At 72.9% G+C, this 25455-nt stretch carries 19 protein-coding genes; 9 read left to right on the top strand and 10 right to left on the bottom strand.

The genetic code is table 11. From position 1 onward, the window contains the following. Positions 1-79 precede the first annotated feature (79 nt). Positions 80-1531 (bottom strand): NAD(P)H-quinone dehydrogenase, encoded by a 1452-nt coding sequence (locus tag CTE05_RS07630; protein ID WP_146845528.1) that lies wholly within the window; start codon positions 1529-1531, stop codon positions 80-82. A 54-nt stretch (positions 1532-1585) separates the two neighbouring features. On the opposite strand from CTE05_RS07630, the gene CTE05_RS07635 reads away from it, so the two are divergent. The 5 genes from CTE05_RS07635 (at position 1586) to CTE05_RS07655 (ending at position 9799) form a co-directional block, all read left to right on the top strand. Beyond that, positions 1586-2425, top strand: coding sequence for a purine-nucleoside phosphorylase (locus tag CTE05_RS07635; protein WP_146845529.1), 840 nt, complete (start codon positions 1586-1588; stop codon positions 2423-2425). Positions 2426-2490: 65 nt separating this feature from the next. Further along, positions 2491-5079 carry a molybdopterin oxidoreductase family protein gene (locus CTE05_RS07640; RefSeq protein ID WP_146845531.1) on the top strand — a complete coding sequence of 863 codons (2589 nt, stop codon included), beginning with the start codon at positions 2491-2493 and terminating at the stop codon, positions 5077-5079. 1 nt (position 5080) lies between these two features. Continuing rightward, a complete protein-coding gene (nirB, locus tag CTE05_RS07645) occupies positions 5081-7585 on the top strand; it encodes a nitrite reductase large subunit NirB (RefSeq protein ID WP_146845532.1) in 2505 nt (834 codons plus the stop codon). Then, positions 7582-7944, top strand: coding sequence for a Rieske (2Fe-2S) protein (locus tag CTE05_RS07650; protein WP_146845533.1), 363 nt, complete (start codon positions 7582-7584; stop codon positions 7942-7944). The genes nirB and CTE05_RS07650 overlap by 4 nt, the downstream gene beginning before the upstream one ends. 13 nt (positions 7945-7957) lie before the next feature. After that, on the top strand, positions 7958-9799 hold the full coding sequence (locus tag CTE05_RS07655) for a phospho-sugar mutase (protein ID WP_146845534.1): 1842 nt from the start codon (positions 7958-7960) through the stop codon (positions 9797-9799). On the opposite strand, the gene CTE05_RS07660 is transcribed toward CTE05_RS07655, so the two are convergent. Then, positions 9796-12117: a DUF6055 domain-containing protein gene (locus CTE05_RS07660; protein WP_146845535.1), complete on the bottom strand. Its 2322-nt coding sequence runs from the start codon at positions 12115-12117 to the stop codon at positions 9796-9798. The two genes, CTE05_RS07655 and CTE05_RS07660, sit on opposite strands and share 4 nt — an antisense overlap. A 225-nt stretch (positions 12118-12342) precedes the next feature. Here CTE05_RS07660 and CTE05_RS07665 point away from each other — a divergent pair, with 225 nt between their 5' ends. The 4 genes from CTE05_RS07665 to CTE05_RS07680 are packed head-to-tail and all read left to right on the top strand — an operon-like array spanning position 12343 to position 16688. Continuing rightward, positions 12343-13320, top strand: a complete 978-nt coding sequence (locus CTE05_RS07665) for a sugar-binding transcriptional regulator (protein WP_146845536.1) — start codon at positions 12343-12345, stop codon at positions 13318-13320. Next, positions 13317-14321, top strand: a complete 1005-nt coding sequence (gene deoC / locus CTE05_RS07670) for a deoxyribose-phosphate aldolase (RefSeq protein ID WP_146845537.1) — start codon at positions 13317-13319, stop codon at positions 14319-14321. The genes CTE05_RS07665 and deoC overlap by 4 nt, the downstream gene beginning before the upstream one ends. A gap of 10 nt (positions 14322-14331) precedes the next feature. Further along, positions 14332-15831, top strand: coding sequence for an aldehyde dehydrogenase family protein (locus tag CTE05_RS07675; RefSeq protein WP_146845538.1), 1500 nt, complete (start codon positions 14332-14334; stop codon positions 15829-15831). Next, positions 15828-16688 (top strand): aldehyde dehydrogenase family protein, encoded by an 861-nt coding sequence (locus CTE05_RS07680; protein ID WP_146845539.1) that lies wholly within the window; start codon positions 15828-15830, stop codon positions 16686-16688. The genes CTE05_RS07675 and CTE05_RS07680 overlap by 4 nt, the downstream gene beginning before the upstream one ends. 76 nt (positions 16689-16764) lie before the next feature. Here CTE05_RS07680 and CTE05_RS07685 read toward each other — a convergent pair whose 3' ends face one another. The 8 genes from CTE05_RS07685 to CTE05_RS07720 all read right to left on the bottom strand — a co-directional run bounded on the left by CTE05_RS07685 (position 16765) and on the right by CTE05_RS07720 (position 25303). Beyond that, entirely contained in the window at positions 16765-17919 is a 1155-nt protein-coding gene (locus CTE05_RS07685; RefSeq protein WP_146845540.1) for an adenosine deaminase, read from the bottom strand. 36 nt (positions 17920-17955) lie between these two features. Beyond that, a complete protein-coding gene (locus CTE05_RS07690; RefSeq protein ID WP_146845541.1) occupies positions 17956-18177 on the bottom strand; it encodes a hypothetical protein in 222 nt (73 codons plus the stop codon). Positions 18178-18216: 39 nt separating this feature from the next. Next, entirely contained in the window at positions 18217-19512 is a 1296-nt protein-coding gene (locus tag CTE05_RS07695) for a thymidine phosphorylase (protein WP_146845543.1), read from the bottom strand. Continuing rightward, on the bottom strand, positions 19509-19904 hold the full coding sequence (locus tag CTE05_RS07700) for a cytidine deaminase (protein WP_146845544.1): 396 nt from the start codon (positions 19902-19904) through the stop codon (positions 19509-19511). Before CTE05_RS07700 ends, CTE05_RS07695 begins: the two co-directional genes overlap by 4 nt. Positions 19905-19909: 5 nt before the next feature. Then, entirely contained in the window at positions 19910-21211 is a 1302-nt protein-coding gene (locus CTE05_RS07705; protein ID WP_146845545.1) for an ABC transporter permease, read from the bottom strand. After that, positions 21208-22497 (bottom strand): ABC transporter permease, encoded by a 1290-nt coding sequence (locus CTE05_RS07710; protein WP_371863360.1) that lies wholly within the window; start codon positions 22495-22497, stop codon positions 21208-21210. Before CTE05_RS07710 ends, CTE05_RS07705 begins: the two co-directional genes overlap by 4 nt. Continuing rightward, positions 22494-24086, bottom strand: coding sequence for an ABC transporter ATP-binding protein (locus CTE05_RS07715; protein WP_146845546.1), 1593 nt, complete (start codon positions 24084-24086; stop codon positions 22494-22496). Before CTE05_RS07715 ends, CTE05_RS07710 begins: the two co-directional genes overlap by 4 nt. A gap of 122 nt (positions 24087-24208) precedes the next feature. Further along, positions 24209-25303, bottom strand: a complete 1095-nt coding sequence (locus CTE05_RS07720; protein ID WP_146845547.1) for a BMP family lipoprotein — start codon at positions 25301-25303, stop codon at positions 24209-24211. Positions 25304-25455 lie beyond the last annotated feature (152 nt).

The following is a 25455-nucleotide window of genomic DNA, read 5'->3' on the forward strand; positions in this document are numbered from 1 at the left end:
ATGGCTTGGTCGAACCCGACATGGGCGCCGTTCAGCTGCCGATGGCGTCACTCAGGTCGGGTTCGGCGGCGTACCGACGTCAGTCGTCGATGCGGTGGTGCAGGATCCGGGCGACCTCGGCGATCGTGCCGGACATCGACGGGTACACCGTCGCGGTCTCGGCGAGCTGGTCGGTGGTGAGGCGGTGCGTGACGGCGAGCGTCAGGGGGTAGATCGACTCGCTGGCACGGGGGCCGACGACCACGGCGCCGAGCACGGTCCCGGTGCCGGCGTGGGCGAAGATCTTGATGAACCCGTCGCGCACGCCGAGCATCTTGGCGCGCGGGTTGCGGGCCAGCGGCAGCATGCTCACCGAGTACTTCACGCCCTGCTCGTGCAGCCGCGCCTCGGACGAGCCGACGGTCGCGATCTCGGGGGACGTGAAGATGTTCGCGGACACCCCGCGCAGGGACAGCGGCTTGACGGCGTCGCCGAGCGCGTGGGCCATCGCGAGGCGGCCCTGCATGGCCGCGACGGACGCCAGCGGCAGCACCCCGGTCACGTCGCCGGCCGCGTAGATCCCGCGGACGTTGGTGCGGGACACCTTGTCCACCTCGATGTGGCCGGACGGCGTGAGCCGGACACCGGCCTCCTCCAGCCCCAGGCCGGCGGTGGTCGGGATCGAGCCGACCGCGAACAGGACGTGGGAGCCCTCGATGACGCGGCCGTCGGCGAGCGTGACCTCGACGCCGTCGGCGGTCCGCCGGGCGCCGGCGGCACGCGACCGGGACATGACCGTCATGCCGCGGGTCTTGAACACGTCCTCGAGCAGCTGGGCGGCGTCGGCGTCCTCGCCGGGAAGCACGCGGTCGCGGCTGGAGACGAGCACGACGTCGGCGCCGAGCGAGGTGTACGCCCCGGCGAACTCGGCACCGGTGACCCCGGAGCCGACGACGATCAGCCGCTTCGGCAGGGCGTCCAGGTCGTACAGCTGCGTCCAGGTCAGGATCCGCTCGCCGTCGGGGCGGGCCGTGTCGAGCGTGCGCGGCGTCGCGCCCGTGGAGACCAGCACGACGTCGGCCTCGAGCGTGAGGTCCTCGACGCCGTCCTGCCGGGTGACGACCACCCGTGACGGGCCGTCGAGCCGCCCGCGGCCGATCACGATCTGCACGCCCTCGCGCTCCAGTCGCGCGCGGATGTCCGCGGACTGCGCAGCCGCGAGCGCCTTGACGCGGGTGTTCACGGCGGCGAGGTCGATGCTGTGCCGCAGCTGTTCGAGCGTGCCGCCGACGGCGCCGGACAGCGGCGTGCCGTCGAGGCGGATGCCGAGCTCGGGAGCGCGGTCCGCGATCGTCATCCACTCGGCGGTCGCGATGAGCGTCTTGGAGGGCACCACGTCGGTCAGCACCGCAGCACCACCCAGCCCCGCGGACTCGACGACGGTGACGTCCGCCCCGAGCCGGCGGCCGACGAGGGCCGCCTCGTACCCTCCTGGTCCGCCCCCGAGGACGACGACGCGGGCGGCGGGCGATGCGGTCGCGGGGGTGCTCACGAGCACCCATTCTGCCGGTCCTGCGGCCGGCGGCCAGCGCGTTAGCCTCGGTCCATGAGCGACGTCACACCGGCCCCTGACCTCGACGACCCCGCGACCGACCCGTTCGACGTCGCCCGAGCGGCTGCGGCGTACATCGCGCGGGCGACCGGGGTCGACCGGCACGACGTCCTGCTCGTGCTCGGCTCCGGCTGGGGTGGCGCCGCCGACCTGCTCGGCGAGACGGTCGCGGAGGTGCCGAGCCACGAGATCCCGGGGTTCTCGGCGCCCGCGGTGGCCGGCCACGGCGCGACCACGCGGTCGATCCGCATCGAGGGCACCGACCGTCACGCCCTGGTGCTCGGCTCGCGCACCCACCTGTACGAGGGGCGCGGCGTCCGCCGGGTCGTGCACGGGGTCCGGACCGCGGCCGCGGCGGGGGTCTCGACGGTCGTCCTGACCAACGGTTGCGGAGGGCTGAACCCCGCCTGGAAGCCGGGCACACCCGTGCTCATCCGCGACCACATCAACCTCACGGCGACGTCTCCGCTCGAGGGCGCGACGTTCGTCGACCTCACGGACCTGTACTCGGCCCGACTCCGTGCGGTCGCCCGCGAGATCGACCCGACGCTCGACGACGGCGTCTACGTACAGTTCCCCGGACCGCACTACGAGACTCCCGCTGAGGTGAGGATGGCCGGGGTGCTGGGCGGCGACCTCGTCGGCATGTCCACGACGCTGGAGGCGATCGCGGCGCGGCACGCCGGGCTGGAGGTCCTCGGCATCTCCCTCATGACGAACCTCGGCGCCGGGATCAGCCCCGAGCCGCTGTCGCACGAGGAGGTCCTCGAGGCGGGTCGCGCCGCGGGTCCGCGGATCAGCGCGCTGCTCGCCCAGATCGTGCGTCGGCTCTGAACAGGGAAACCCTGCGGTAACCGGGCGGCACGCCTCGCGTAACGGGGGCACCGCACGATCGTGCGATGAGGCAGGATCTCGGGACGCCGACGGTCGGACGCGTCGTCGACGCTGCCCGGACCGTCGCCACCCACTGCCCCTACTGCGCGCTGCAGTGCGGCATGGAGCTGTCGGTCACGCAGCGGCCGGAGCCCGAGCGGCCCGACGTGCGCCTGACCCCCACGGACTTCCCGACGAACCGGGGCGGGCTGTGCGCGAAGGGCTGGTCGGCGGCCGACCTCCTCACGCACCCCGACCGGCTCACCGCTCCCCTGGTGCGGACGGTCCCCGGTGACCGCTCGTCGCCGCTGCGCCCCGCGACGTGGGACGAGGCGCTCGACGCGGTCGCCGAGGCGGTGCGGGCGACGCAGCGCCGGTACGGGCGGGACGCCGTGGGCTGCTTCGGCGGGGGCGGCCTGACCAACGAGAAGGCCTACCTGCTGGGGAAGTTCGCCCGGACGGTGCTGCGCACGCGGTCGATCGACTACAACGGCCGCTGGTGCATGTCGTCGGCCGCCGCCGCGGCGACGCGCACGTTCGGGATCGACCGCGGGCTGCCGTTCCCCGTCGCGGACCTCGCGCTCGCGGACGTGCTGCTGCTGGTGGGCGCCAACCCGGCCGAGACCATGCCGCCGCTCATGCAGCACCTGGAGGCCGGCCGCGAGCGCGGTGCACGGCACGTCGTCGTCGACCCGCGCGCGACGGCGACGGCGCGCACGGCGCACGTGCACCTGCAGCCGCGGCCCGGGACGGATGCCGCGCTCGCGAACGGCCTGCTGCACCTGGTGGTGCGCCGCGGGTGGGTGGACGAGGAGTACGTCGCGGCCCGGACGGTGGAGTTCGAGACGGTCCGGGAGTCGGTGACGGGCTACTGGCCGGACCGCGTCGAGCGGATCACGGGCGTGCCCGCCGCGGACCTGGAGGCCGTGGCGGAGCTGCTGGGGACCGCGACGACGGCCATGGTGATCACCGCCCGAGGCGCCGAGCAGCACGCGTCGGGCACGGCCACGGCGCAGGCGTTCATCAACCTCGCGCTCGCCCTCGGCCTGCCGGGCCGGCCGGGGTCGGGCTACGGGACGCTCACCGGCCAGGGCAACGGCCAGGGCGGCCGGGAGCACGGGCAGAAGGCCGACCAGCTCCCCGGCTATCGGAGGATCACCGACCTCGCGCACCGCGCGCACGTCGCGGGCGTGTGGGGTGTCGACCCGACGCGGCTGCCCGGTCCGGGGGTGTCCGCCACGGAGATGCTGCGCGCGCTGGGCACCCCCGGCGGCGTGCGGACGCTGCTGCTGCTCGCGTCGAACGTCACGGTGTCCGCCCCGGACGCGGGCACCGTGACCGACCGGCTCGACGCGCTCGACTTCCTGGTCGTCGCCGACCTGTTCCTGTCCGAGTCGGCCGCCCGCGCGGACGTCGTGCTGCCGGTCGCGATGTGGGCCGAGGAGGAGGGCACGATGACGAACCTGGAGGGCCGGGTGCTGCGCCGTCGCCGCGCGCTCGACCCACCGGCGGGCGTGCGGACCGACCTCGACGTGCTCGCGGGCGTCGCCGACCGGTTGGGGCACGGGCACCTCATGACCACCGACGCGGCGTCCGCGTTCGAGGAGCTCGGCCGGGCGAGCGCCGGCGGCGTCGCGGACTACGGCGGCATCACGTACGCGCGCATCGAGGAGGAGCAGGGGGTGTTCTGGCCGTGCGGCGACGCCGACGACCCGGGAACCCCGCGGCTGTTCGGACGACGCTTCGCGCACCCCGACGGTCTCGCCCGGTTCACGAGGGCCGAGTTCCGCGAGCCGGCGGAGCGCACCGACCCGGAGTTCCCGTACGTCCTGACCACCGGGCGGGTGATGCGGCAGTACCAGAGCGGCACGCAGACGCGGCGGGTCGCGGCGCTCGCCGGTGACGAGGTGGGGCCGGACGGGACCGTCCTGCCGCACGCCGAGCTGCACCCGGACCTCGCCCGCCGCTGCGGCGTCGTCGACGGCGAGCCCGTGCAGCTGCGCACGCGCCGGGGCGTCGCGGTGTTCCGGGCGCGGCTGACCACCGGCATCCGCACCGACACCGTGTTCGTCCCGTTCCACTGGTCGGGCGGGTCGCGCGCGAACACCCTCACGCACGACGCCCTCGACCCGGTCTCGCGCATGCCCGCGTTCAAGGCGTGCGCCGTGGCCGTCGCCCCCCTCCCGGCACGCAGCACACCACAGGCCGGCACGACCACGGCGCGCACCCGCTCACCGTGGCCGCCGGCCCGACCGAAGGGACTCGCCTTGGACAGTCACCCGACCTTCCTGCAGGGCGTCTACGCGCTGACCGGCAAGGGCCTGGCCGCCCCCGAGCTCCTCGACCCCGGCCTGAGCTACACCGTGCCCGACGGCGCGGTCGCGCAGACGGTGTACTTCCGCGGCGGCAACAGCACCGACGAGCTCGTCGTCGTCGTGCTGGTCCGCGACGGGGTGCCCATGCGCTACTTCCCCATCGGCGCCAAGGGCGACGTGCACGTCCCGCTGCGGGTCGTGGAGGACCTGGAACCCGGCACCACCCTGGAGGTGCACGCGGCGGGTGCTGCGGGCGTCTCGGGCGTCCTGGTCATCGACCTCGGTCTCGTGGAGGTGTGACGTGGCCCGGCGTGCACGCGACGACGACGGGCGCCGCGACCTCGTCGTCGTCGGCAACGGCATGGCGGGTGCGCGCACGGTCGAGGAGATCCTCGAGCGCGGTGGCGCGGAGCAGTTCCGGATCACGATGTTCGGGGAGGAGCCTTACGGCAACTACAACCGGATCATGCTCTCCCACGTCCTGGCGGGGCTGGAGAGCGAGGACGCCATCTTCCTCAACTCCATGGCCTGGTACCGGGAGAACGCGATCACGCTGCACGCGGGGGTGCGGGTGGGCCGCATCGACCGGCACGCGCGCACGGTGCGCGCGACCGACGGCAGCCGCACGCCGTACGACGCGCTCGTCATCGCGACCGGCAGCAGCGCGTTCGTCCCGGACATCCCGGGGATGCGCACGGTCGGGCGCGGCTTCCACCAGGGCGTGTTCCGGTTCCGCACGCTCGACGACACCCGCGCGATGATCCGGTACGCCCGCACGCACGAGCGGGCCGTGGTCATCGGCGGTGGCCTGCTCGGGCTGGAGGCGGCGCGCGGCCTGCAGACGCACGGCGTCGACGTCACCGTCGTGCACGGTCCCGGGCACCTCATGAACCAGCAGCTCGACGCGGCGGGCGGGTACGTCCTGCGGCGCGGCGTCGAGGCGCTCGGGATCGCCGTGGTGACGTCGGCCCGCACCGTCGGCGTGCTCGGTGACACGGAGATCACGGGGGTGCAGCTCGCCGACGGGCGCGTGCTGCCGTGCGACATGGTCGTGGTGGCGGCGGGCATCCGGGCGAACTCGTCGGTGGCGGCCACGAGCGGGTTCCTGGTCGAGCGCGGCATCGTCGTCGACGACCAGATGCACGCCCTGGACGACCAGGGCACGCCCGACCCGTCGGTGTTCGCCGTCGGCGAGTGCGTGCAGCATCGCGACCAGGTGTACGGGCTGGTCGCCCCGCTGTGGGAGCAGGCCCGGGTGCTCGCCGACGTGCTCACCGGCACCGACCCGTCGGCGCAGTACCACGGCTCCCGCACCGCGACGAAGCTCAAGGTCGCGGGCATCGACGTCGCGTCGATGGGGGTCACGGCGCCCGAGCGCCCCGACGACGACCACATCGTCGTCTCCGAGCCGCGCCGTGGCCTGTACAAGAGCGTCGTGGTCCGCGACGACCGGCTCGTCGGGGCGACCCTCGTCGGCGACCTCGAGAAGGTGGCGCCGCTGATCCAGGCGTTCGACCGCGGCTCGCCGCTGCCCGAGGACCGCATCGCGCTGCTGTTCGACCTGGGTACCGCCCCCGCCGAGGTGGGCGTCGCAGAGCTGCCGGACGAGACGACCGTCTGCAACTGCAACGGCGTCAGCAAGGGGACGATCGCGGCGTGCGTCCGCGGCGGCGTCGCCTCCGTGGCGGGCGTCATGGACGCGACCCGCGCCGGCAAGGGCTGCGGGTCGTGCAAGACGCTCGTCGCGCAGGTCGTCGAGTGGGCCGCCGACGGCGACCTGGTGGTCGACGAGTCCGCGTCCTGGTACGTGCCCGGGATCCCGTACGCCAAGGCCGAGCTCGTGGCGCTCGTGCGCGAGCAGGACCTGCGCTCGGTGTCGGCGGTGTTCGCCGCCCTCGCACCCGGCGGGGTCGAGGACGCCCGGTCGAAGATGGGGCTCACCTCGCTGCTGCGCACGATCTGGGGCGCCGACGTCGTCGACGAGCGCGACGGACGGTTCATCAACGACCGCGTGCACGCCAACATCCAGCGCGACGGGACGTTCTCCGTGGTGCCGCAGATGAAGGGCGGCGTCACGTCGGCCGACCAGCTGCGCCGGATCGCCGACGTCGCGGACAAGCACCGCATCCCGATGATCAAGCTCACGGGCGGGCAGCGCATCGACCTGCTCGGGGTGCGCAAGGAGGACCTGCCGAGGGTGTGGGCGGACCTCGACATGCCGTCCGGCTACGCGTACGGCAAGTCCTTCCGGACCGTCAAGACGTGCGTCGGCAGCGACTTCTGCCGCTTCGGTCTGGGCGACTCCACCGCGCTGGGCATCGCCCTCGAGACCCGGTACCAGGGCCTGGAGAGCCCCGCGAAGCTCAAGCTCGCCGTCACGGGCTGCCCCCGCAACTGCGCGGAGGCGTACGTGAAGGACCTCGGGGTCGTGGCCGTCGACGGCGGGCGCTGGGAGATCTACGTCGGCGGCGCCGCCGGGGCCCACATCCGCAAGGGCGACCTGCTGGCGACCGTCGACACCCCCGAGGAGGTCACCACGCTGACGGGCCGGTTCATCCAGTACTACCGGGAGACGGCGAACTGGCTGGAGCGGACCTACGCGTGGGTGCCCCGGCTCGGGATCGAGCACATCCGCGCCGTCGTCGTCCAGGACGCCGAGGGCATCGCCGCGACGCTCGACGCCGCCGTCCAGGCGTCCGTCGACGCGTACCGGGACCCCTGGAAGGAGCGCGACGACCCGGCGGAGCCCGGCCAGTTCCGCACCGCGCTGCCCCTGACCGTCCTGCCGCAGGTTCCCGTCCGATGAGCACCCAGGCCGTCGACGTCGAGCACGTCCTGGGCCGGCTCTCCGAGATCCCCCTGGGTGAGGGCCGCGCCTACGCGGTCGCGGGCCGGCAGGTGGCCGTCTTCCGGCTCCGCGACGGCACGGTCCGCGCCCTCGACGCCGTGTGCCCGCACCGCGGAGGACCCCTCGCCGACGGCCAGACCGACGCCGACGTCGTCGTGTGCCCGCTGCACGCCCACGTGTTCGACCTGCGCACGGGCGCGTGCCGCTCAGGGTCGGGCGACGTGCGGTCCTACCCAGCGCGCGTCGAGGGGGGCCAGGTCGTCGTGGCCCTCCCGGGGCCGCCGGGCACGTCGGGGAGCGCCGACCGGACCGGCTGAGTACGTTGGCCCCATGACCGGCGACGACGCATGGGCAGGCCTCGAGGCGCGGGTGCAGACGTGGATCGAGGACGACCCCGACCCGCAGACGGCCGACGAGCTGCGCGGCCTGCTGGACGTGGCCCGCGCTGCACCGCCCACGATCGAGCCGGGGCGTGAGCCCGACCCGACGCAGCGCCAGGCGCTCGACGCCCGCACCGCCGCACGCGAGGAGCTGGCGGACCGGTTCTCGGGGCTCCTGCAGTTCGGCACCGCGGGGCTGCGCGGACGGCTGGGCGGTGGCCCGCACCGGATGAACCGCGCGGTCGTCATCCGCGCCGCGTCGGGGCTGGCGGACTACCTGCTCGGCGAGCTGGACGGGGTGCAGCCCCGGCCACGGGTGGTCATCGGCTACGACGCCCGGCACAAGTCGGTCGACTTCGCCCGTGACTCCGCGGCGGTCCTGACGGCGGTGGGCATCGAGGTGCTGGTCCTGCCGTCGGCGCTGCCCACCCCGGTGCTCGCGTTCGCGGTCCGCCACCTCGGGGCCGACGCCGGGATCATGGTCACGGCGTCGCACAACCCCCCGCAGGACAACGGCTACAAGGTCTACCTCGGCGGCCGGGTGGTCACCGACTCCGGCCAGGGCGCCCAGATCGTGCCCCCCGCCGACGCGGCGATCGCCGCCGAGATCGCGCACGTCCCGTCCGTCGCGTCCGTGCCGCGCGCCGCGTCCGGCTGGACCGTGCTGGGGCCCGACGTGCTCGACGCGTACGTGGCGTCCGTCGTCGCGCTCGCCCCCACCGACGACGCCACCCGGGCCGCCGCGAAGCGCCTGCGCATCGTCCTGACCCCCCTGCACGGCGTCGGCGGCGAGGTCGCCGCACGGGTGCTCGCCGAGGCCGGGTTCACCGACGTGCTCGTCGTGCCCGAGCAGGCCGAGCCGGACGGCGACTTCCCGAGCGTCGCCTTCCCCAACCCCGAGGAGCCCGGCGCGATCGACCTGGCCATCGGGCTGGCCAGCGACGAGGGCGCGGACCTGGTGATCGCGCTCGACCCCGACGCGGACCGCTGCGGGGTCGGGATCCAGGACCTGCGCCACCGCTCGTTCCGGGGGCCGGACACCGCCGAGGCGGAGGGCTGGCGCATCCTGCACGGCGACGAGACCGGCTCGCTCCTGGGGGCACGGGTCGCGGGGACCGCGCCGCAGAACGGGGCCGCGTTCGCCAGCTCGATCGTCTCGTCGCGCCTGCTCGGCAAGATCGCGGCGGCTGCCGGCTACCGGCACGCGCAGACGCTCACGGGGTTCAAGTGGATCTCGCGCGTCGACGGCCTGGTCTTCGGGTACGAGGAGGCGCTGGGCTACTGCGTCGACCCGGCGCACGTGCGCGACAAGGACGGCATCTCGGCGGCGCTGCTCGTCGCGGGCCTGGCGGCACGCCTCAAGGCCGAGGGCCGCAGCGTGACCGACGCCCTCGACGACCTCGCCCGCGCGCACGGCCTGCACCTGACCGACCAGGTCTCGGCACGGTTCGCCGACCTCTCGCAGATCGGCGAGACCGTCGGCCGGTTCCGGAGCCGGCCGCCGACGACGCTGGGCGGCGCGCGGGTGACCGAGGTGGTCGACCTGGCCTCGGGGTCGGAGGACGACCGGGACGGTCTGCCGCCCACGGAGGGCCTACGGCTGCTCACCGCCGACGGGACGCGCGTCATCGTGCGGCCCAGCGGCACCGAGCCGAAGGTCAAGTGCTACCTCGAGGTCGTCCTCCCGGTCGACCCGGCTGCGGACCACGCTGCCCTGGGCAGGGCACGGCACGACGCACGCAGCCGCCTCGACGCGGTCGCGGCGGACGTGCGGGCCGCGCTCGGGATCTAGCGGGTCCGGGTGCAGCTGACCTGCGGGACCAGCAGGCCGCTGTCCGCCGGCCCCGTCTGGTGGAAGCCGAACGTGGTCGTGCCTCCGTCGCGCAGGCTGCCGTTGTAGCTCATGTTCTCGGCGGTCGCGGTCGAGCCGCTGGTGCCGAGCCGCGCGTTCCAGACGTTCGTGACCTGGACGCCCTGCGGGAGCGCCCAGGAGACGGCCCACCCCTCGACCCCGGAGCTGCCCGCGGTGACGACGACCTCCACCTGGAACCAGTTCTGCCCTTCCGAGCTCCAGTGGTTGACGACCGTGTAGGTGGCGGAGCAGGCGCTCGCGGGGATCGGCTCGGGCGGCTCGACGCCGCCGACCGTGGGGTCCGGCTGGGAGGTCGGCTGGTGCGGCCGGGGCGTGGCGCTGGTCGCCGGTCTCGGCGTCGGGGTAGGCGTCGGGGTCTCGGTCGGGGCGGACGGCGCGGGCGTCGGGGTCGCGGTGGGTCCGGGCACGTCGGTGAGCAGCAGGTCGGCTGCGGCGAACGGGGTGGCGACCCGGTAGCGGTCGGACGGCACGACGCGGCCGTCGCACCACCGCGCCGGGTCGAACGTCGCATAGCTCCCCGCCGAGCAGGTGAATCCGACGACGGCGTCCCCCGCCACGAGCGTGGTGCCGCTCAGGTGCGCACCCGACCGGACGATGGCGACGTCCCGCACGACCGCCTCGTCCTCGACGACGGCGCCCGCCTCGACCCACGCCCGGCCCTCGATGCGCGCGCCGTCGAGGACGCGTGCGTCGCCGCGGACGACGGCGTCGGGGCCGACGTAGGCGGTCGGGTCCACCGTCGCGAGATCGTCCACGAAGCCGCCCCCGTTGACGTGGCGGTGGCCCCCGGTCGTCGCCGGGTCGGGGGGGTCGTCGGCCACGGTCGCTCCCGAGACGCGGAACTCGTACGGGTAGCGGGCGACGTCGCCGTACGCCTCCGCCGCGCCGTGCCGGTGGTTCACCGTCGGGGTGCCGACGACGACGAGGTACGCCTCGTTCTCGCCCGTGCGCAGCGTGAGCTGGACCTGCTCGTCGAGGCTCTCGGTCACGGGGCTGTACCGGGGCACGTCGCCGCGCATCGCGACGAACCCGAAGCTCAGTCCCGCGTCCGCGGCGACGTCGTGGGCACGCACCCGCACGTGGATGTCCCGCACGCCGGGGTCGGGCTGGAGCCGGACGATCGTGAAGCCGTAGTCGGAGGGGGCGAAGGCGTCGAGCACGCGGTAGTGGCCGGGGTCGCCCTCCACGGCCTCGACGGGAGTGGTCCGGTCCGCCAGCAGGACGGGGTCGAGCTGGTCCACGCCGGCGGCGATCGCGCTGCGGTCCATGAAGTCCCACGTCACCGTCCGCAGGGCGTACTCCGCGACGCGGCGGTTCAGGTCCGCCTGGCTGAGGCCGGTCAGCCGTTTGTACGTGGTGAGCGGGTCTTCGCCCTCCTGCGCCTCCCGCCACATGGTCCCGAGCAGCTGCTCGCCGTCACGTTCCGCCAGGTACTGCAGCAGCAGCCAGCTGCCGTCGCCGAGACGCGGGCTCGACCAGTGGAGCTGCGGGCTGCGGACCAGGTCGGCCGGGTTCCCGATGCCGCCGGGAGCGGCCACGGTGGCCAGGTAGGCGGCGCTGGCGGACCAGAACGTCGCCGCGTCGTCCGACGCGAAGCCGCCGGGCGTGTCGAGGGCCGCGAAGCCCTGCACGACCTCGGCGAAACCGCGGGCCAGCTCCCACGACGGGTCGAACTCGGAGCCGCCGACCAGCGCGGGCTCGTCGGTGACCGGTGCCGTCGCGGACTCGTGGCCGCGTGCCGTCAGCGACGGGACGTCGACGCGCAGCACCCCGACCCCGTCGACGACGGAGCCGGTCGCCCCGCGCTCGGACCGGGCCAGCCCGCCGCTCTGCGGCACGACGACGGTGCTCGCGGGTGCGCCGGGGCCCGTCGACCAGGTGCCGTCGACGACGACCAGGATCTTGTGCCGGCCGATCGCGCCGTCCTCGTCGACCACGTCGAGGTCGTGCACGTCCAGGGCGTACAGGGCGTCGAGCTGCGCGACGGCGCGGGCTGCGTCGAACCGGAGCTCGGCGGGCGCCCTGGTGGGGTCCGCACCCGCCCGGTCCCCCCAGGCCAGGATCACGTCCTGCCCCTCGCGCACGGACGCGTCCTTCCAGGCGGCCTCCCAGGCGGCCGGCACCACGACGGTCTTGTCGGCGCGGAGGTGACGCACGGCCGAACCGACGCCGATCCCGGCGGCGAGGAACCCGAGGACGACGACGGCGGCGACCGCGCCGCGTCCCCACCGTCCCATCCGTGCTGTCCCCTCGCCTGCCTCCCGCGTCGTGCGCGCTCCGGCTCCCGCCGGATGGCTGCCCCACTGTCGCTGACGGGTCCGAGCGAGTCAATCACGGGGGTCACCACCGATCGGGTGATTCGGGCGTTCCGCACGCCGGCGTGCTCATATGAGCAAAGATCGCTACGAGTGTTGCGATGCGCGGTGACGGTGCCTACTGTGGAACGACGGGAGAGGAACCGCATGATCGAGTCGGACGAGCTGCTGTCCATCCGCGCCGCCGAGCTGTACTACGAGGAGGACAAGACCCAGGACGAGATCGGGTCGATCCTGGCGCTCACCCGCTGGAAGGTCGGGAGGCTGCTGGCGCAGGCCAAGGCCTCCGGCTTCATCCGGATCGAGATCGTCCACCCCCGCGCGCGCCGGCTGCCGGTCGAGCGCAGGCTGCGCGAGACCTGCGGGCTGACCGACGCGGTCGTCGTGTCCACCTCCGGCGTCGAGGACCAGGACGAGCTCCAGTCCCGCACGGCGCAGGCCGCCGCCGACTACCTCGCCGCCCTGCGTCCCGTCCCCCGCACGCTCGGGATCAGCTGGGGGCGCACGCTGGACGACGTCTCGCGGCACCTCGAGGACGGCTGGGCGAGCGGCGTCGACGTCGTGCAGATCAACGGGGGCGTCAGCCTCAACCGTCGGGCGGGGACCGCCGCCTCCACCGCGGTCACCATGGCCCAGAAGGCGGGCGGGCACGCCACCCTGCTGCCGAGCCCGGCGATCCTCGAACGGCTCGAGACCAAGCGCGCCATCGAGTCCGACCGCGCCGTCGCCGCGGTGCTCAGCCTGGCGGCCGACGCGGACGCCTACCTGTTCAGCGCGGGCGCGGCCGACGCGAGCTCCGTGCTCGTCGACAGCGGCTACCTCACCCCCGACGACGTCGCGGAGCTCGTGCGCCGCGGTGCCGTCGGCGACGTCGTCGGCCGGTACGTCGACGCCTCCGGGGCCATCGTCGACCACGGGCTCGACGGGCGGACCATCGGCCTCCCGCTGGAGCGCCTGCGCGCGGCGCAGCTGAGCATCGCCGTCATCGCCGGGGCGGCCAAGCACGCCGTCGCGCGAGCCGTCGTGACCAGCGGCCTGTGCACCGTCCTCGTCACCGACGAGGAGACCGCCCTGCACCTCATCGAGAACCACCGACCAGTCCACGACAGCGAGGATCACGCATGACCAGCACCCAGATCGTCCCCGGGGAGCGTGCCGTCGCACTCCTGGGCGGCGAGGCGAACGACGCCAACCTGCGTCGCTACCTGCACGGCATCCCCGGCGTCGACGCGGTCGGGCTGGAGCAGCGGGCCGCCGGGCTCGGGACGCGCTCCATCAAGACGACCTCGAAGGCGTGGGCGCTGGACCGGATCATCGGGCTGGTCGACCTGACGACGCTCGAGGGTGCGGACACGCCCGGCAAGGTGCGGTCGCTCGTCGCGAAGGCGGTCACGCCCGACCCGGCCGACCCGTCCTGCCCGCGCGTCGCCGCGGTCTGCGTGTACGGCGACATGGTCCCGCACGCGGTGCAGGCGCTCGGCAGTGCGCACGGCGACCCCGACCAGGGCAAGATCGCGGTCGCGGCCGTGGCCACCGCGTTCCCCAGCGGCCGCTCGTCGCGGTCGATCAAGCTCGAGGACACCGCCGACGCGGTGGCAGCGGGCGCCGACGAGATCGACATGGTCATCGACCGCGGGGCGTTCCTCGCCGGCCGGTTCGGCCAGGTCTACGACGAGATCGTCGCGGTCAAGGAGGCCTGCCGCCGCCCGGACGGGACGTACGCCCACCTCAAGGTGATCCTCGAGACGGGCGAGCTGAACACCTACGACAACGTCCGTCGCGCGTCCTGGCTGGGCATCCTCGCCGGCGGCGACTTCATCAAGACGTCCACCGGCAAGGTCGCCCCGGCGGCGACGCTGCCCGTCACGCTGCTCATGCTGGAGGTCGTGCGCGACTGGCACCGGCTCAGCGGCGAGAAGGTCGGCGTGAAGCCGGCCGGCGGCATCCGCGCCTCGAAGGACGCGATCAAGTACCTGGTGACGGTCGCGGAGACGGTCGGCGAGGAGTGGCTGACGCCGCACCTGTTCCGGTTCGGCGCGTCGAGCCTGCTCAACGACGTGCTGCTGCAGCGCCAGAAGATGACGACCGGGCACTACTCCGGCCCCGACTACGTGACGATCGACTGAAGGGCCCCAGATGTCATTCCTCGAGTACGCCCCCGCCCCGGAGTCGCAGGCGATCCTGAACCTGCGCAGCGAGTACGGCCTCTTCATCGACGGCGAGTTCCGGGAGGGCCACGGCACCCCGTTCGCCTCCATCTCGCCGGCCACCGAGAAGCACGTCGCGACGATCGCGCACGCCGACGCGTCCGACGTCGACGCCGCCGTCGCTGCCGCCCGCCGCGCCTACGACCGCACGTGGTCGCGCATGTCGGGTGCCAACCGTGGCAAGTACCTGTTCCGCATCGCGCGGCTGGTCCAGGAGCGCAGCCGTGAGCTCGCCGTGGCCGAGAGCCTCGACAACGGCAAGCCCATCAAGGAGAGCCGCGACGTCGACGTGCCGCTCGTCGCCGCCTGGTTCTTCTACTACGCGGGCTGGGCCGACAAGCTGGACCACGTCGGCCTCGGTGCCGCACCCGCGCCGCTCGGTGTCGCCGCCCAGGTGATCCCCTGGAACTTCCCGCTGCTGATGCTGGCGTGGAAGATCGCGCCTGCGCTGGCGGCCGGCAACACGGTCGTCCTCAAGCCGGCGGAGACCACGTCGCTGACGGCGCTGCTGTTCGCCGAGATCGTGCAGCAGGCCGACCTGCCACCCGGCGTCGTCAACATCATCACCGGGGCAGGCGAGACGGGCGCCGCGCTCGTCGGCCACGGCGACGTGGACAAGGTCGCGTTCACCGGCTCCACGTCGGTCGGCCGGGCGATCGCCAAGCAGGTCGCCGGGACCAGCAAGAAGCTCACCCTCGAGCTCGGCGGCAAGGCGGCGAACATCGTGTTCGACGACGCCCCGATCGACCAGGCCATCGAGGGCATCGTCAACGGCATCTTCTTCAACCAGGGCCACGTGTGCTGCGCGGGCAGCCGCCTGCTGGTGCAGGAGTCGATCCACGACGAGGTCATCGACCGGCTCAAGACGCGCCTGTCGACGCTGCGCCTGGGTGACCCGCTCGACAAGAACACCGACATCGGCGCCATCAACAGCGCCGAGCAGCTCGAGCGGATCCGGGAGCTCAGCGACGTCGGCGAGGCCGAGGGCGCCGAGCGGTGGACGGCCGCGTGCACGATCCCGGAGAACGGGTTCTGGTACGCGCCGACGATCTTCACCAACGTGTCCACCAGCCACCGGATCGCCCGCGAGGAGATCTTTGGGCCGGTCCTGTCGGTGCTCACGTTCCGCACCCCCGCCGAGGCGATCGCCAAGGCGAACAACACGCCCTACGGCCTGTCCGCGGGCATCTGGACCGACAAGGGCAGCCGCATCCTCGCGGTCGCCGACAAGCTCCGCGCCGGCGTCGTGTGGGCCAACACGTTCAACCGGTTCGACCCGTCCAGCCCGTTCGGCGGCTACAAGGAGTCCGGCTACGGGCGCGAGGGCGGCCGCCACGGCATCGCCGCGTACCTGAAGACCGCCGCACCCGCGGCCGCCGTCGCACCCGCACCCGCGCGCAAGACCGTCAGCAAGGGAGCCACCAAGTGACCCGCCTCGCCGTCCCGAAGACCTACAAGCTGTACATCGGCGGGGCGTTCCCGCGCAGCGAGTCGGGTCGGACCTACGAGATCGTCAGCGCCAAGGGTGCGTTCCTGGCCAACGCCGCCAAGGCCTCCCGCAAGGACGCGCGCGACGCGGTCGTCGCGGCCCGCGCGGCGGTCGGCGGCTGGTCGGGGGCCACCGCGTACAACCGCGGCCAGGTGCTCTACCGGATCGCCGAGCTCCTCGAGGGCCGGCGGGCGCAGTTCGTCGCCGAGATCGTCGACGCCGAGGGCGTGTCCGCCGCGGCCGCGAACGCGCAGGTGGACACCGCGATCGACCGGTGGGTCTGGTACGCGGGCTGGACCGACAAGTACGCGCAGGTCGCGGGCAACGCGAACCCGGTGTCCGGGCCGTACTTCAACATCTCGGTCCCGGAGCCGACCGGCGTCGTCGCGATCATCGCCCCGCAGGACTCGTCGCTGCTCGGCCTCGTCTCGGCGGTCGCACCCGCGCTCGTCGCCGGCAACACCGTCGTCGTGGTCGCCTCCGAGACGCTGCCCCTGTCGGCGATCTCCCTGGCGGAGGTCCTCGCGACGAGCGACGTGCCCAAGGGCGTCGTCAACGTACTCACGGGCTCCCCCGCGGAGATCGCGCCCTGGCTGGCCAGCCACCAGGACGTCAACGCGCTCGACCTGGTCGGCGCCGGCGCCCTCGACTGGATCGACCTGCAGATCGCCGCGGCCGACACCCTCAAGCGCGTCCTCCCGCCGGAGAACGGCCCGGACGCCGCGGCGCCGTCGCTCGACCGCATCACGGCCTTCGTGGAGACGAAGACGGTCTGGCACACGAAGGGCCTCATCTAGCCCGACGCGCACGCGAGAGAGCCATGGGACGCGCCGTCACCTGTGACAGCACGTCCCATGGCTTCCTCGCACGGCGCTACGCGCGGTGCCGGCCGCCCCGGGCCGCCGCGTAGGCGGGTCGGATGACCTGGTCGATGAGCGCGGACCGCTCGTCGTGGTGCAGGAACGAGTGCGCCGCCGCGGTGACCGCCACGTCACGCAGGTCGACCAGCTCCCAACCGGCCTCCTGCACCAGGAGCGTGAGCTCGCGCGTCATGGACGTGCCGGACTGCAGGCGGTTGTCGGTGTTGACCGTGACGGCGAACCCGAGGTTCCGCAGGCGGGTGACGGGATGGGCCGCGACGGACTCCGCGGCACCCGTCTGCACGTTCGACGACGGGCACAGCTCGAGCGGGATGCGCCGGTCGCGGATCCAGTGCGCGAGCGTGCCGAGCCGGTCGCCGAGACCGTCGGTCGTGATGTCCTCGGCGAGCCGCACCCCGTGGCCGATCCGGCAGGCGTGCGCGACGTGCACGGCCTCCGCGATCGACGCGACGCCCGCCGCCTCGCCCGCGTGCACGGTGGCGGGGAAGTCCGCCCCCGCGAGCGTGGTGAACGCGCTGGCGTGCCGCGACGGGGGGAACCCGTCCTCGGCACCGGCGATGTCGAAGCCGACCACGCCGTTGTCCCGGTTCTCCAGGGCGAGCGCGGCGATCTCGTCGCCGCGGTCGGCGTGCCGCATCGCGGTGATGAGGGTGCCGATCCGGATCGAGCGCCCGGCGGCGGCCGCCTCGGCGATGCCCTCGGCGAACCCGGCCTGCACGGCGTCGACCACCTGCTGCAGCGTGAGCCCCTTCGCGAGGTGCTGCTCGGGTGCGTAGCGCTGCTCGGCGTACACGACACCGTCGGCGGCCAGGTCGATCGCGGACTCGCGGGCGACCCGGCGCAGCCCCTCCTCGGTCTGCATGACGGCGACGGTGTGGTCGAACGTCTCCAGGTACCGCTCGAGCGTCCCCGAGCTCGCGGCCTCGACGAACCAGCGGCCCAGCTCGTCGGGATCGGTCGCGGGCAGCTCGTGGTCGATCGCGGCGGCGAGCTCGATGATCGTCGCCGGGCGCAGGCCGCCGTCGAGGTGGTCGTGCAGCACGACCTTGGGCAGGCCGGGGATCAGCGCGACGAGAGCGGCCGTGGGGTCGGTGGCCTCGATCGGGTCGCTGGGGGCGTCAGCCACCGAGGGCTCGGAGGGGGTCATGGGCTCACCGTACCGGGACGAATCCGAGGAAGCGGATCAGGTGTCAGCATCCTCATCATCGGCGGGCACCTCGGTGTCCTGCTCCACCACGTCCGCCTCGTCGGCCCGGCCGTCGCGGTCCGCCCGCGCGAACCCGGGCTCGTACTCCTCGGGGTCGTCCACGTCGTCCGTGTCGTCGGTCAGGCTGCGCGGACCGTCGGGGTCCACCGGCGCGAGGCCGGCGTCCTTCCAGGCGTCACTTCCGGGCACGGTGCTCATCGCTCCATCGTGCCCCCGTCCGCGCGACCCCGCGAGGGGTCAGGCGTCGATGCGGTCGATCACCAGCGGCCTGATGGGCACGACGGTGCCCTCGGGGGCGACGACGACCGCGCCGGCGAGCGCGTCGAGCGCGCGCCCGAACCGGTCCGGGGTGTCGGTGTGCAGCGTCATGAGCGGCTGACCGGCCCGCACGGTGTCCCCGGGCTTGGCGTGCAGCTCCACCCCCGCACCCGCCTGGACGGGGTCCTCCTTGCGCGCGCGTCCCGCACCGAGCCGCCATGCCGCGATGCCGACGGCGTAGGCGTCCACCTCGGCGAGCACCCCGTCGGTCTCCGCGAGCAGCTGCGACGTCTCCCGGGCGACCGGCAGCGGTGCGTCCGGGTCGCCGCCCTGGGCGGCGATCATCCGCTTCCACGCGTCCATGGCCCGCCCGTCCTGCAGGGCGGCCGCCACGTCCTGCCCGGGTCGCCCGGCCGCGGCGAGCATCTCCTGCGCCAGCGCGACCGTGAGCTCGACGACGTCCGCCGGCCCCCCGCCCGCCAGCACCTCGACGGACTCCCGGACCTCCAGCGCGTTCCCGGCGGTGAGGCCGAGCGGCGTCGACATGTCGGTGAGCAGCGCGACGGTCCGCACCCCCGCGTCGGTGCCGAGCGCGACCATCGTCCGGGCCAGCTCACGGGCACGGTCGACGTCCTTCATGAACGCGCCGGACCCCACCTTGACGTCGAGCACCAGCGCGCCGGTGCCCTCGGCGATCTTCTTGCTCATGATCGAGCTCGCGATGAGCGGGATGGCCTCGACCGTGCCGGTCACGTCGCGCAACGCGTAGAGCTTGCGGTCGGCGGGGGCGAGCCCCGACCCGGCCTGGCAGATGACCGCGCCGACGTCGTCGAGCTGCGCCATCATCTCGTCGTTGCTCAGCGCGGCCCGCCAGCCGGGGATCGACTCGAGCTTGTCCAGCGTGCCGCCCGTGTGGCCCAGGCCGCGCCCGGACAGCTGCGGGACGGCCACCCCGAACACGGCGACGAGCGGCGCGAGCGGCAGCGTGATCTTGTCCCCCACGCCCCCGGTCGAGTGCTTGTCGGCGGTGGGCCGCGACAGCCCGGAGAAGTCCATCCGCTCGCCGCTGGCGATCATCGCGGCGGTCCAGCGGGCGATCTCCGCGCGGTCCATGCCGTTGAGCAGGATCGCCATGTTCAGCGCCGACATCTGCTCCTCGGCGACGACCCCGCGCGTGTACGCGTCGATGACCCAGTCGATCTGCGCGTCGGACAGCCGGTGCCCGTCCCGCTTGGCGACGATGACGTCGACGGCGTCGAACGCCTCGGTGCTCATGCGCGTTCCTCCAGGTCGGCGGGCCCGAAGGCGTCGGGCAGCACCTCGGTCATCGGCTTGACGCCGTGCGTCGTCTCCACGAGCAGCCGCGCTCCCCCGTGCTCCCACAGCAGCTGCCGGCACCGGCCGCACGGCATGAGGACGTTGCCGTGCTTGTCGACGCACGTGAACGCGACCAGCCGCCCGCCGCCGGAGACGTGCAGGCCCGAGACGAGCGCGCACTCGGCGCACAGCGTGACGCCGTAGGAGGCGTTCTCCACGTTGCAGCCGACGACCACACGCCCGTCGTCGACCAGGGCGGCAGCACCGACCGGGAAGCTCGAGTAGGGCGCGTACGCGCGGTGCATGACGTCCGTGGCGGCCGCCCGCAAGGCGTCCCAGTCGATGTTCACAGCACTCACTTCGTGTAGGGGATGCCTTCGGCGGCCGGCGGGCGCACCCGTCCGACGAGCCCTGCGACCGCGAAGATCGTCACGACGTAGGGAGTCATCAGCATGATCTGGCTGGGGATCGGCGTCTGGATGATGCTGAGCTGGAGCTGCAGGTTGTTGGCGAACCCGAACAGCAGCGCGGCCGCCAGGGCACCCTTGGGGCTCCACCGGCCCAGGATCATCGCGGCGAGCGCGATGTACCCCTTGCCGTTGGTCATCTCCTTGCCGAACGCCAGCCCCGCCGCGACGGTGAAGAACGCCCCGCCGAGACCGGCCACCGCCCCGCCGAGCACGGTGGCGCGCAGCCGGGTGCGGTTGACCTTGATGCCGACCGTGTCGGCCGCCTTCGGGTGCTCGCCGACCGACCGCAGCCGCAGGCCCCAGCGAGACTTGAACACCATGACCTGCAGCAGGATCACGACGACGTACATGATGTAGACGAGCGCCGTCTGGCGGAACAGCACCGGCCCGATGATCGGGATCTGCGAGAGCACCGGGATGCTGATGACCGGCAGCCCCGGGGGGTTGTTCCAGGTGTCCGGGTTCTCCTTGAGCACCGTCGAGAACAGGTAGCTGGTGACGCCGATGACCAGCACGTTCAGCACCACGCCGACGATGATCTGGTTGACGACGTACTTGATCGAGAACAGCACCAGCAGCAGGCCGACCAGGGCGCCGGCGATCGGGGCCGCGATCAGCCCCGCGTACGCGCTGCTGGTGAGCGTGGCGACGACGGCGGCGAGGAACGCTCCGCCCAGCAGCTGACCCTCGATGGCGATGTTGATGATGCCGGACCGCTCGCAGAGCAGACCCGCCAGCGCACCGAACACGAGCGGGATCGCGAGGAACAGCGACCCCTGCAGCAGCCCGGTCAGCGGCAGCCCGCTGTCCTTGCCGGCGACGGCCCACACCAGGAACGCGAACACCATGAGGAACCCGTAGGTGATCGGCAGCCAGGCGCCGGCCTTCTCGCGGCGGCGGGTCTCGTAGAACGACACCCCGGCGAGCCCGAGCGCCGCGAGGCACAGGAGGATCGCGGTCAGCTTCGACGGCACGGAGAACGGCGTGAACTGGATGAAGTCGCGTGGGGTCGAGACGGCGAACGTGCTGGTCTCGCCGCTCGGCCCGAGCAGGCCGAACACCACGAGCCCGAGGACCGCGACGACCGCGTAGGTGATCGGTGCGTGCCACTTGATCGGGGGCAGCACCGGCTGCGAGGCGGGACGGGCGGGTGCCGGCGTCGTCGCGTCGATCGTGGGGGCGCTCATGCGCTGACCTCCTTCGCTGCGACGGGGACGACCGGCTTCGGGGCCCGCGGTGTGTCCGGCGACGGCAGGCGGAACACCGACCGGACCAGCGGCGGGGCCGCGATGAACAGGACGATGAGCGACTGCACGACGAGCACGATGTCGATCGGGGTGCCGGTCCGGGCCTGCATGACGACGCCGCCTGCGCGCAGGGCGCCGAACAGGATGCCCGCCAGGACGGTGCCCAGCGGCTTGGAGCGACCGAGCAGGGCGACCGTGATGGCGTCGAACCCGTAGCTCGCGGCGACCCCCGCCGTGAGGACGTGCTCCGTCCCGAGCACCTGCGCGGAGCCGGCGAGGCCGGCGAACGCACCGGCCGTGAGCATGACCCACACGTAGGTCGAGTTCACCGAGATGCCGGCGGTGCGCGCGGCGTGGGGGTTGGACCCGACGGCGCGGAACCGGAAGCCGATCGTCGAGCGCTCCATCAGCCACCACGTGAACACCGCGGCGGCGATGGCGACCAGGAAGCCGGCGTGCAGGCGGTACCCCTCGCCGAGCAGCAACGGGTACGACGCGCTCTCGGGGATGGGCGGGCTGACCGGGTTGTTGCTCCCCGGGCGCTGGAACGAGTCGAGGCTCAGCAGGTACGCGACCAGGTAGATCGCGATGTTGTTGAGCATGATCGTGACGATGACCTCGTGCGCACCCGTGCGCGCCTTGAGCACACCGGCGATGCCCGCCCACAGCGCGCCACCCAGCGCCGCACCGATGACGCAGAGCAGCAGGTGCAGGGGGAACGGGAGGTCGAACGTGAACCCGATGTACCCGGCGAAGATGCCACCGAGGATGATCTGGCCCTGGGCACCGATGTTGAACAGGCCGGCCCGGAACCCGATGCCGAGCCCGAGGCCCGCCAGGATCAGGGGCGTCGCCACCGTGAGCGTCTCGGTCAGGGGGCGGATCGCCCGGGCGAACGTCTCGGCCCGCGGGTCGAAGATCGCTCCTGCGAACAGGGCCGCGTAGGCCTCCGAGACCGCTGTCCAGGCCGCGGAGATCAGGTCGCTGGGCCGGGAGAAGAAGTAGCTCGCGGTCGCCTGGACCTCGGCGTCGGCGGCGGCGATGAGCAGCCCACCGAGGATGAGGGCCAGCACGATCGCCAGCAGCGAGACGAGCCAGCTGCTGGTCAGCATCTCGTGCAGGATGCGGCGACCGCCGTCGGGCTCCGGCGTCGGCTCGGCCACCCCCGTCTGACCGGGGGGCGGGACCGCGGCGTCGGGCAGCGGGACCGGCGGCTGGCTGCTCACAGCTGCTCCTCCTCGGGAGTCGTCGCGTCGGCGGTGAGGTCCAGCTCGCCGAGCGTGGTGTGGTGCTCGGCGGCCTGGCGGACGGCGTCCTCCAGCGGGATCCCGGCCATCATCAGACCGAGCACGTCGCGGTCGGTCCCGCCGGGCACGTCGCCGACGATCCGCCCGCGGTACATGACGAGGATGCGGTCCGCGAGCGCGAGCACCTCGTCCAGCTCGGTCGACACGATGATCACGGGGGTGCCGTTGTCGCGCTCCTGCACGATCCGGGAGTGCACGAACTCGATCGACCCGACGTCGAGCCCGCGGGTCGGCTGGGACGCGATGAGCAGCCGCAGGGGCCGGGACATCTCGCGCGCCAGCACGACCTTCTGCTGGTTGCCGCCGGACAGGGTGCTCGCGTGCGCGTCGATCGAGCCGGTGCGGACGTCGAACTCCGCGATCCGCTTCTCCGCGTTGGCCCGGACGGCGGCCGGCTTCAGCGCGACGCCCTTGGCGAAGGGCTCGTGGCGGTGCAGGTCGAGGATGAGGTTCTCCGCGATGGAGAAGTCGGCGATGACGCCGTCGGTCGAGCGGTCCTCCGGGACGAACCCGAGGCCCGCGTCCAGCACGTCCTTGACCGACTTGCCCACCAGCTCGACACCGTCGAGCCGCACGGACCCGGCGACGGGCGCCTGCAGCCCGAGCATGACCTCGGTGAGCTCCGTCTGGCCGTTGCCCTGGACACCGGCGATCGACACGATCTCGCCTCGGGCCACGTCGAACGAGATGTCGTCCAGCTGGCGCACGCCCGCGTCGTCGATGACCGTCAGGTTGCGGACCTGGACCGTCTGCTCACCCGGTTCCGCCGCGGTCCGCGCGACCCCCAGGGACACGGACCGTCCGACCATGAGCGACGCGAGCTCGGTCTCCGTGGACGTCGGCTCGGCGCTGCCGACCACCTTGCCGCGCCGGATGACGGTGATCCGGTCCGCGACGGCGCGCACCTCGCGCAGCTTGTGCGTGATGAAGACGATCGACGTCCCGGACGCCTTGAGCTGGCGCATGATCGCGATCAGCTCGTCGGTCTCCTGTGGCGTGAGCACGGCGGTGGGCTCGTCGAGGATGAGGACCTTGGCCTGCCGGGACAGCGCCTTGATGATCTCGACGCGCTGCTGGACGCCGACGGGCAGGTCCTCGATGTACGCGTCGGGGTCCACGTGGAACCCGAACCGGTCGGAGATCTCCTTGACCCGGCGTCGCGCCTCGGCGAGGTCGATCAGGCCGCCGCCGCGCACGGGCTCGTGGCCCAGGACCACGTTCTCCGCGACGGTGAACACGGGGACGAGCATGAAGTGCTGGTGGACCATGCCGATGCCGGCGGCCATCGCGTCACCGGGCCCGGCGAACGTCACGGGCGCGTCGTCGACGAGGATCTGCCCCCCGTCGGGGTCGTACAGCCCGTAGAGCACGTTCATCAGCGTGCTCTTGCCGGCACCGTTCTCCCCGAGCAGCGCGTGGATCTCACCGGGCTCCACGACGAGGTCGATGTGGTCGTTGGCGACCAACGACCCGAAGGTCTTGGTGATGCCCTGCAGCTCCAGCTTCACCGGTCGTCTCCTTCGACGTCACGACTGTCCTCAGACACTATCCATCCCCTCACGAGGTCGGTGCCGGACAGGCCGACGGCCCGGGCGCTGGGCCCGGGCCGTCGGCCTGCTGCCGTGCTGGATCAGCTGGGCGTCGCGTCGGACTCCACCGTGATCTCGCCGGAGATGATCTGAGCCTTGAGCTCGTCGATCTTCGTCTTGACCTCGGCGGGGACCTTCGAGTCGAAGTCGTGCCACGGCGCCAGGCCGAGGCCCTCGTTCTCCAGCGTGCCGACGTACGGGTCGGAGCTGAAGTTGCCGTCGACGGCCTCGCTGATCGTGTCGAAGACGGCCGGGCCGATCTCCTTCATGACCGAGGTCATGACGATCGGGCCGTACTCGGTGGTCTCGAACCAGTCGGCGTCGACGCCGATGATCGCGACGTTGCCGGCCGCCTCGGCGACGGACGCGGTGCCGATCCCGACCGGGCCGGCCACGGGCATGATGATGTCCGCGCCCTGGTCGATGAACGACTGGCCGATGTTCTTGCCGTCGTCCTGGCTGTCGAAGTTGCCGGCGAAGACGCCCTGCTGGGTCGCCTTGTCCCAGCCGAGGAGCTGGACCGAGCCGCCGTTGTCCTCGTTGAACTTGGCGACGCCGTCGGCGAAGCCGTCCATGAAGATCGTGACGGACGGGATCTGGATGCCACCGAAGGTCGCGACCTTGCCGGTGGTGGACGTCGCCGCGGCGGCGTAGCCGGCGAGGTAGGCGGCCTGCGCCGTGTCGAAGAGGATCGGCTTGCCGTTGTCCAGCGTGACGGGCGCGAAGTCCGCGTCGGAGAACGAGCTGTCCACGAGCGCGAAGTTGACGTCCGGGTTGGCCTCGGCGGCCGCCTGGATCGGGTCCTCGAGCAGGAAGCCGACGCCGATGATCAGGTCGCAGTTCTCGGCGACGAGACCGTCGATGTTCGGGGTGTAGTCGGTGTCGGAGGCGGACTCGACGTGCGCCTCCTCGATCCCGAGCTCCTCGACGGCGCGCGTGAGGCCCTCGAAGCCGGACTGGTTGAACGACTTGTCGTCGAAACCGCCCGCGTCCGAGACCATGCACGCCTTGAAGTCGACGCTGGCGGCAGTCTCGCCGCCGGTCGTCTCCTCGGTCTCCTCGGGAGCACTGCCACACGCCGCAAGCGCGAGGGCGACCGCCCCGCCGAGCGCGGCCACTCGAATGATCTTCTTCACGCGACTCTCCTGAATCTCGTCAGCAACCGGTCCGGCTGGGCCGACCGTGCGGGTGGCACGACGGTGTGCCGCCACACGGTCTGGTGGCTGCCCGGCATTGATTCTCGGACCATAACGATCCGGAGGTGTCGCGCAGGTTACCGACGGGTATC

This window comes from Cellulomonas terrae (genome assembly GCF_007990265.1).
GTDB lineage: Bacteria > Actinomycetota > Actinomycetes > Actinomycetales > Cellulomonadaceae > Cellulomonas > Cellulomonas terrae.

Coding starts and splice junctions, on each gene's coding strand:
- CTE05_RS07635 (WP_146845529.1), top strand. CDS start 1,586: ATGAGCGACGTCACACCGGCCCCTGACCTCGACGACCCCGCGACCGAC.
- CTE05_RS07640 (WP_146845531.1), top strand. CDS start 2,491: ATGAGGCAGGATCTCGGGACGCCGACGGTCGGACGCGTCGTCGACGCT.
- CTE05_RS07650 (WP_146845533.1), top strand. CDS start 7,582: ATGAGCACCCAGGCCGTCGACGTCGAGCACGTCCTGGGCCGGCTCTCC.
- CTE05_RS07655 (WP_146845534.1), top strand. CDS start 7,958: ATGACCGGCGACGACGCATGGGCAGGCCTCGAGGCGCGGGTGCAGACG.
- CTE05_RS07660 (WP_146845535.1), bottom strand. CDS start 12,117: ATGGGACGGTGGGGACGCGGCGCGGTCGCCGCCGTCGTCGTCCTCGGG.
- CTE05_RS07665 (WP_146845536.1), top strand. CDS start 12,343: ATGATCGAGTCGGACGAGCTGCTGTCCATCCGCGCCGCCGAGCTGTAC.
- deoC (WP_146845537.1), top strand. CDS start 13,317: ATGACCAGCACCCAGATCGTCCCCGGGGAGCGTGCCGTCGCACTCCTG.
- CTE05_RS07675 (WP_146845538.1), top strand. CDS start 14,332: ATGTCATTCCTCGAGTACGCCCCCGCCCCGGAGTCGCAGGCGATCCTG.
- CTE05_RS07685 (WP_146845540.1), bottom strand. CDS start 17,919: ATGACCCCCTCCGAGCCCTCGGTGGCTGACGCCCCCAGCGACCCGATC.
- CTE05_RS07690 (WP_146845541.1), bottom strand. CDS start 18,177: ATGAGCACCGTGCCCGGAAGTGACGCCTGGAAGGACGCCGGCCTCGCG.
- CTE05_RS07695 (WP_146845543.1), bottom strand. CDS start 19,512: ATGAGCACCGAGGCGTTCGACGCCGTCGACGTCATCGTCGCCAAGCGG.
- CTE05_RS07705 (WP_146845545.1), bottom strand. CDS start 21,211: ATGAGCGCCCCCACGATCGACGCGACGACGCCGGCACCCGCCCGTCCC.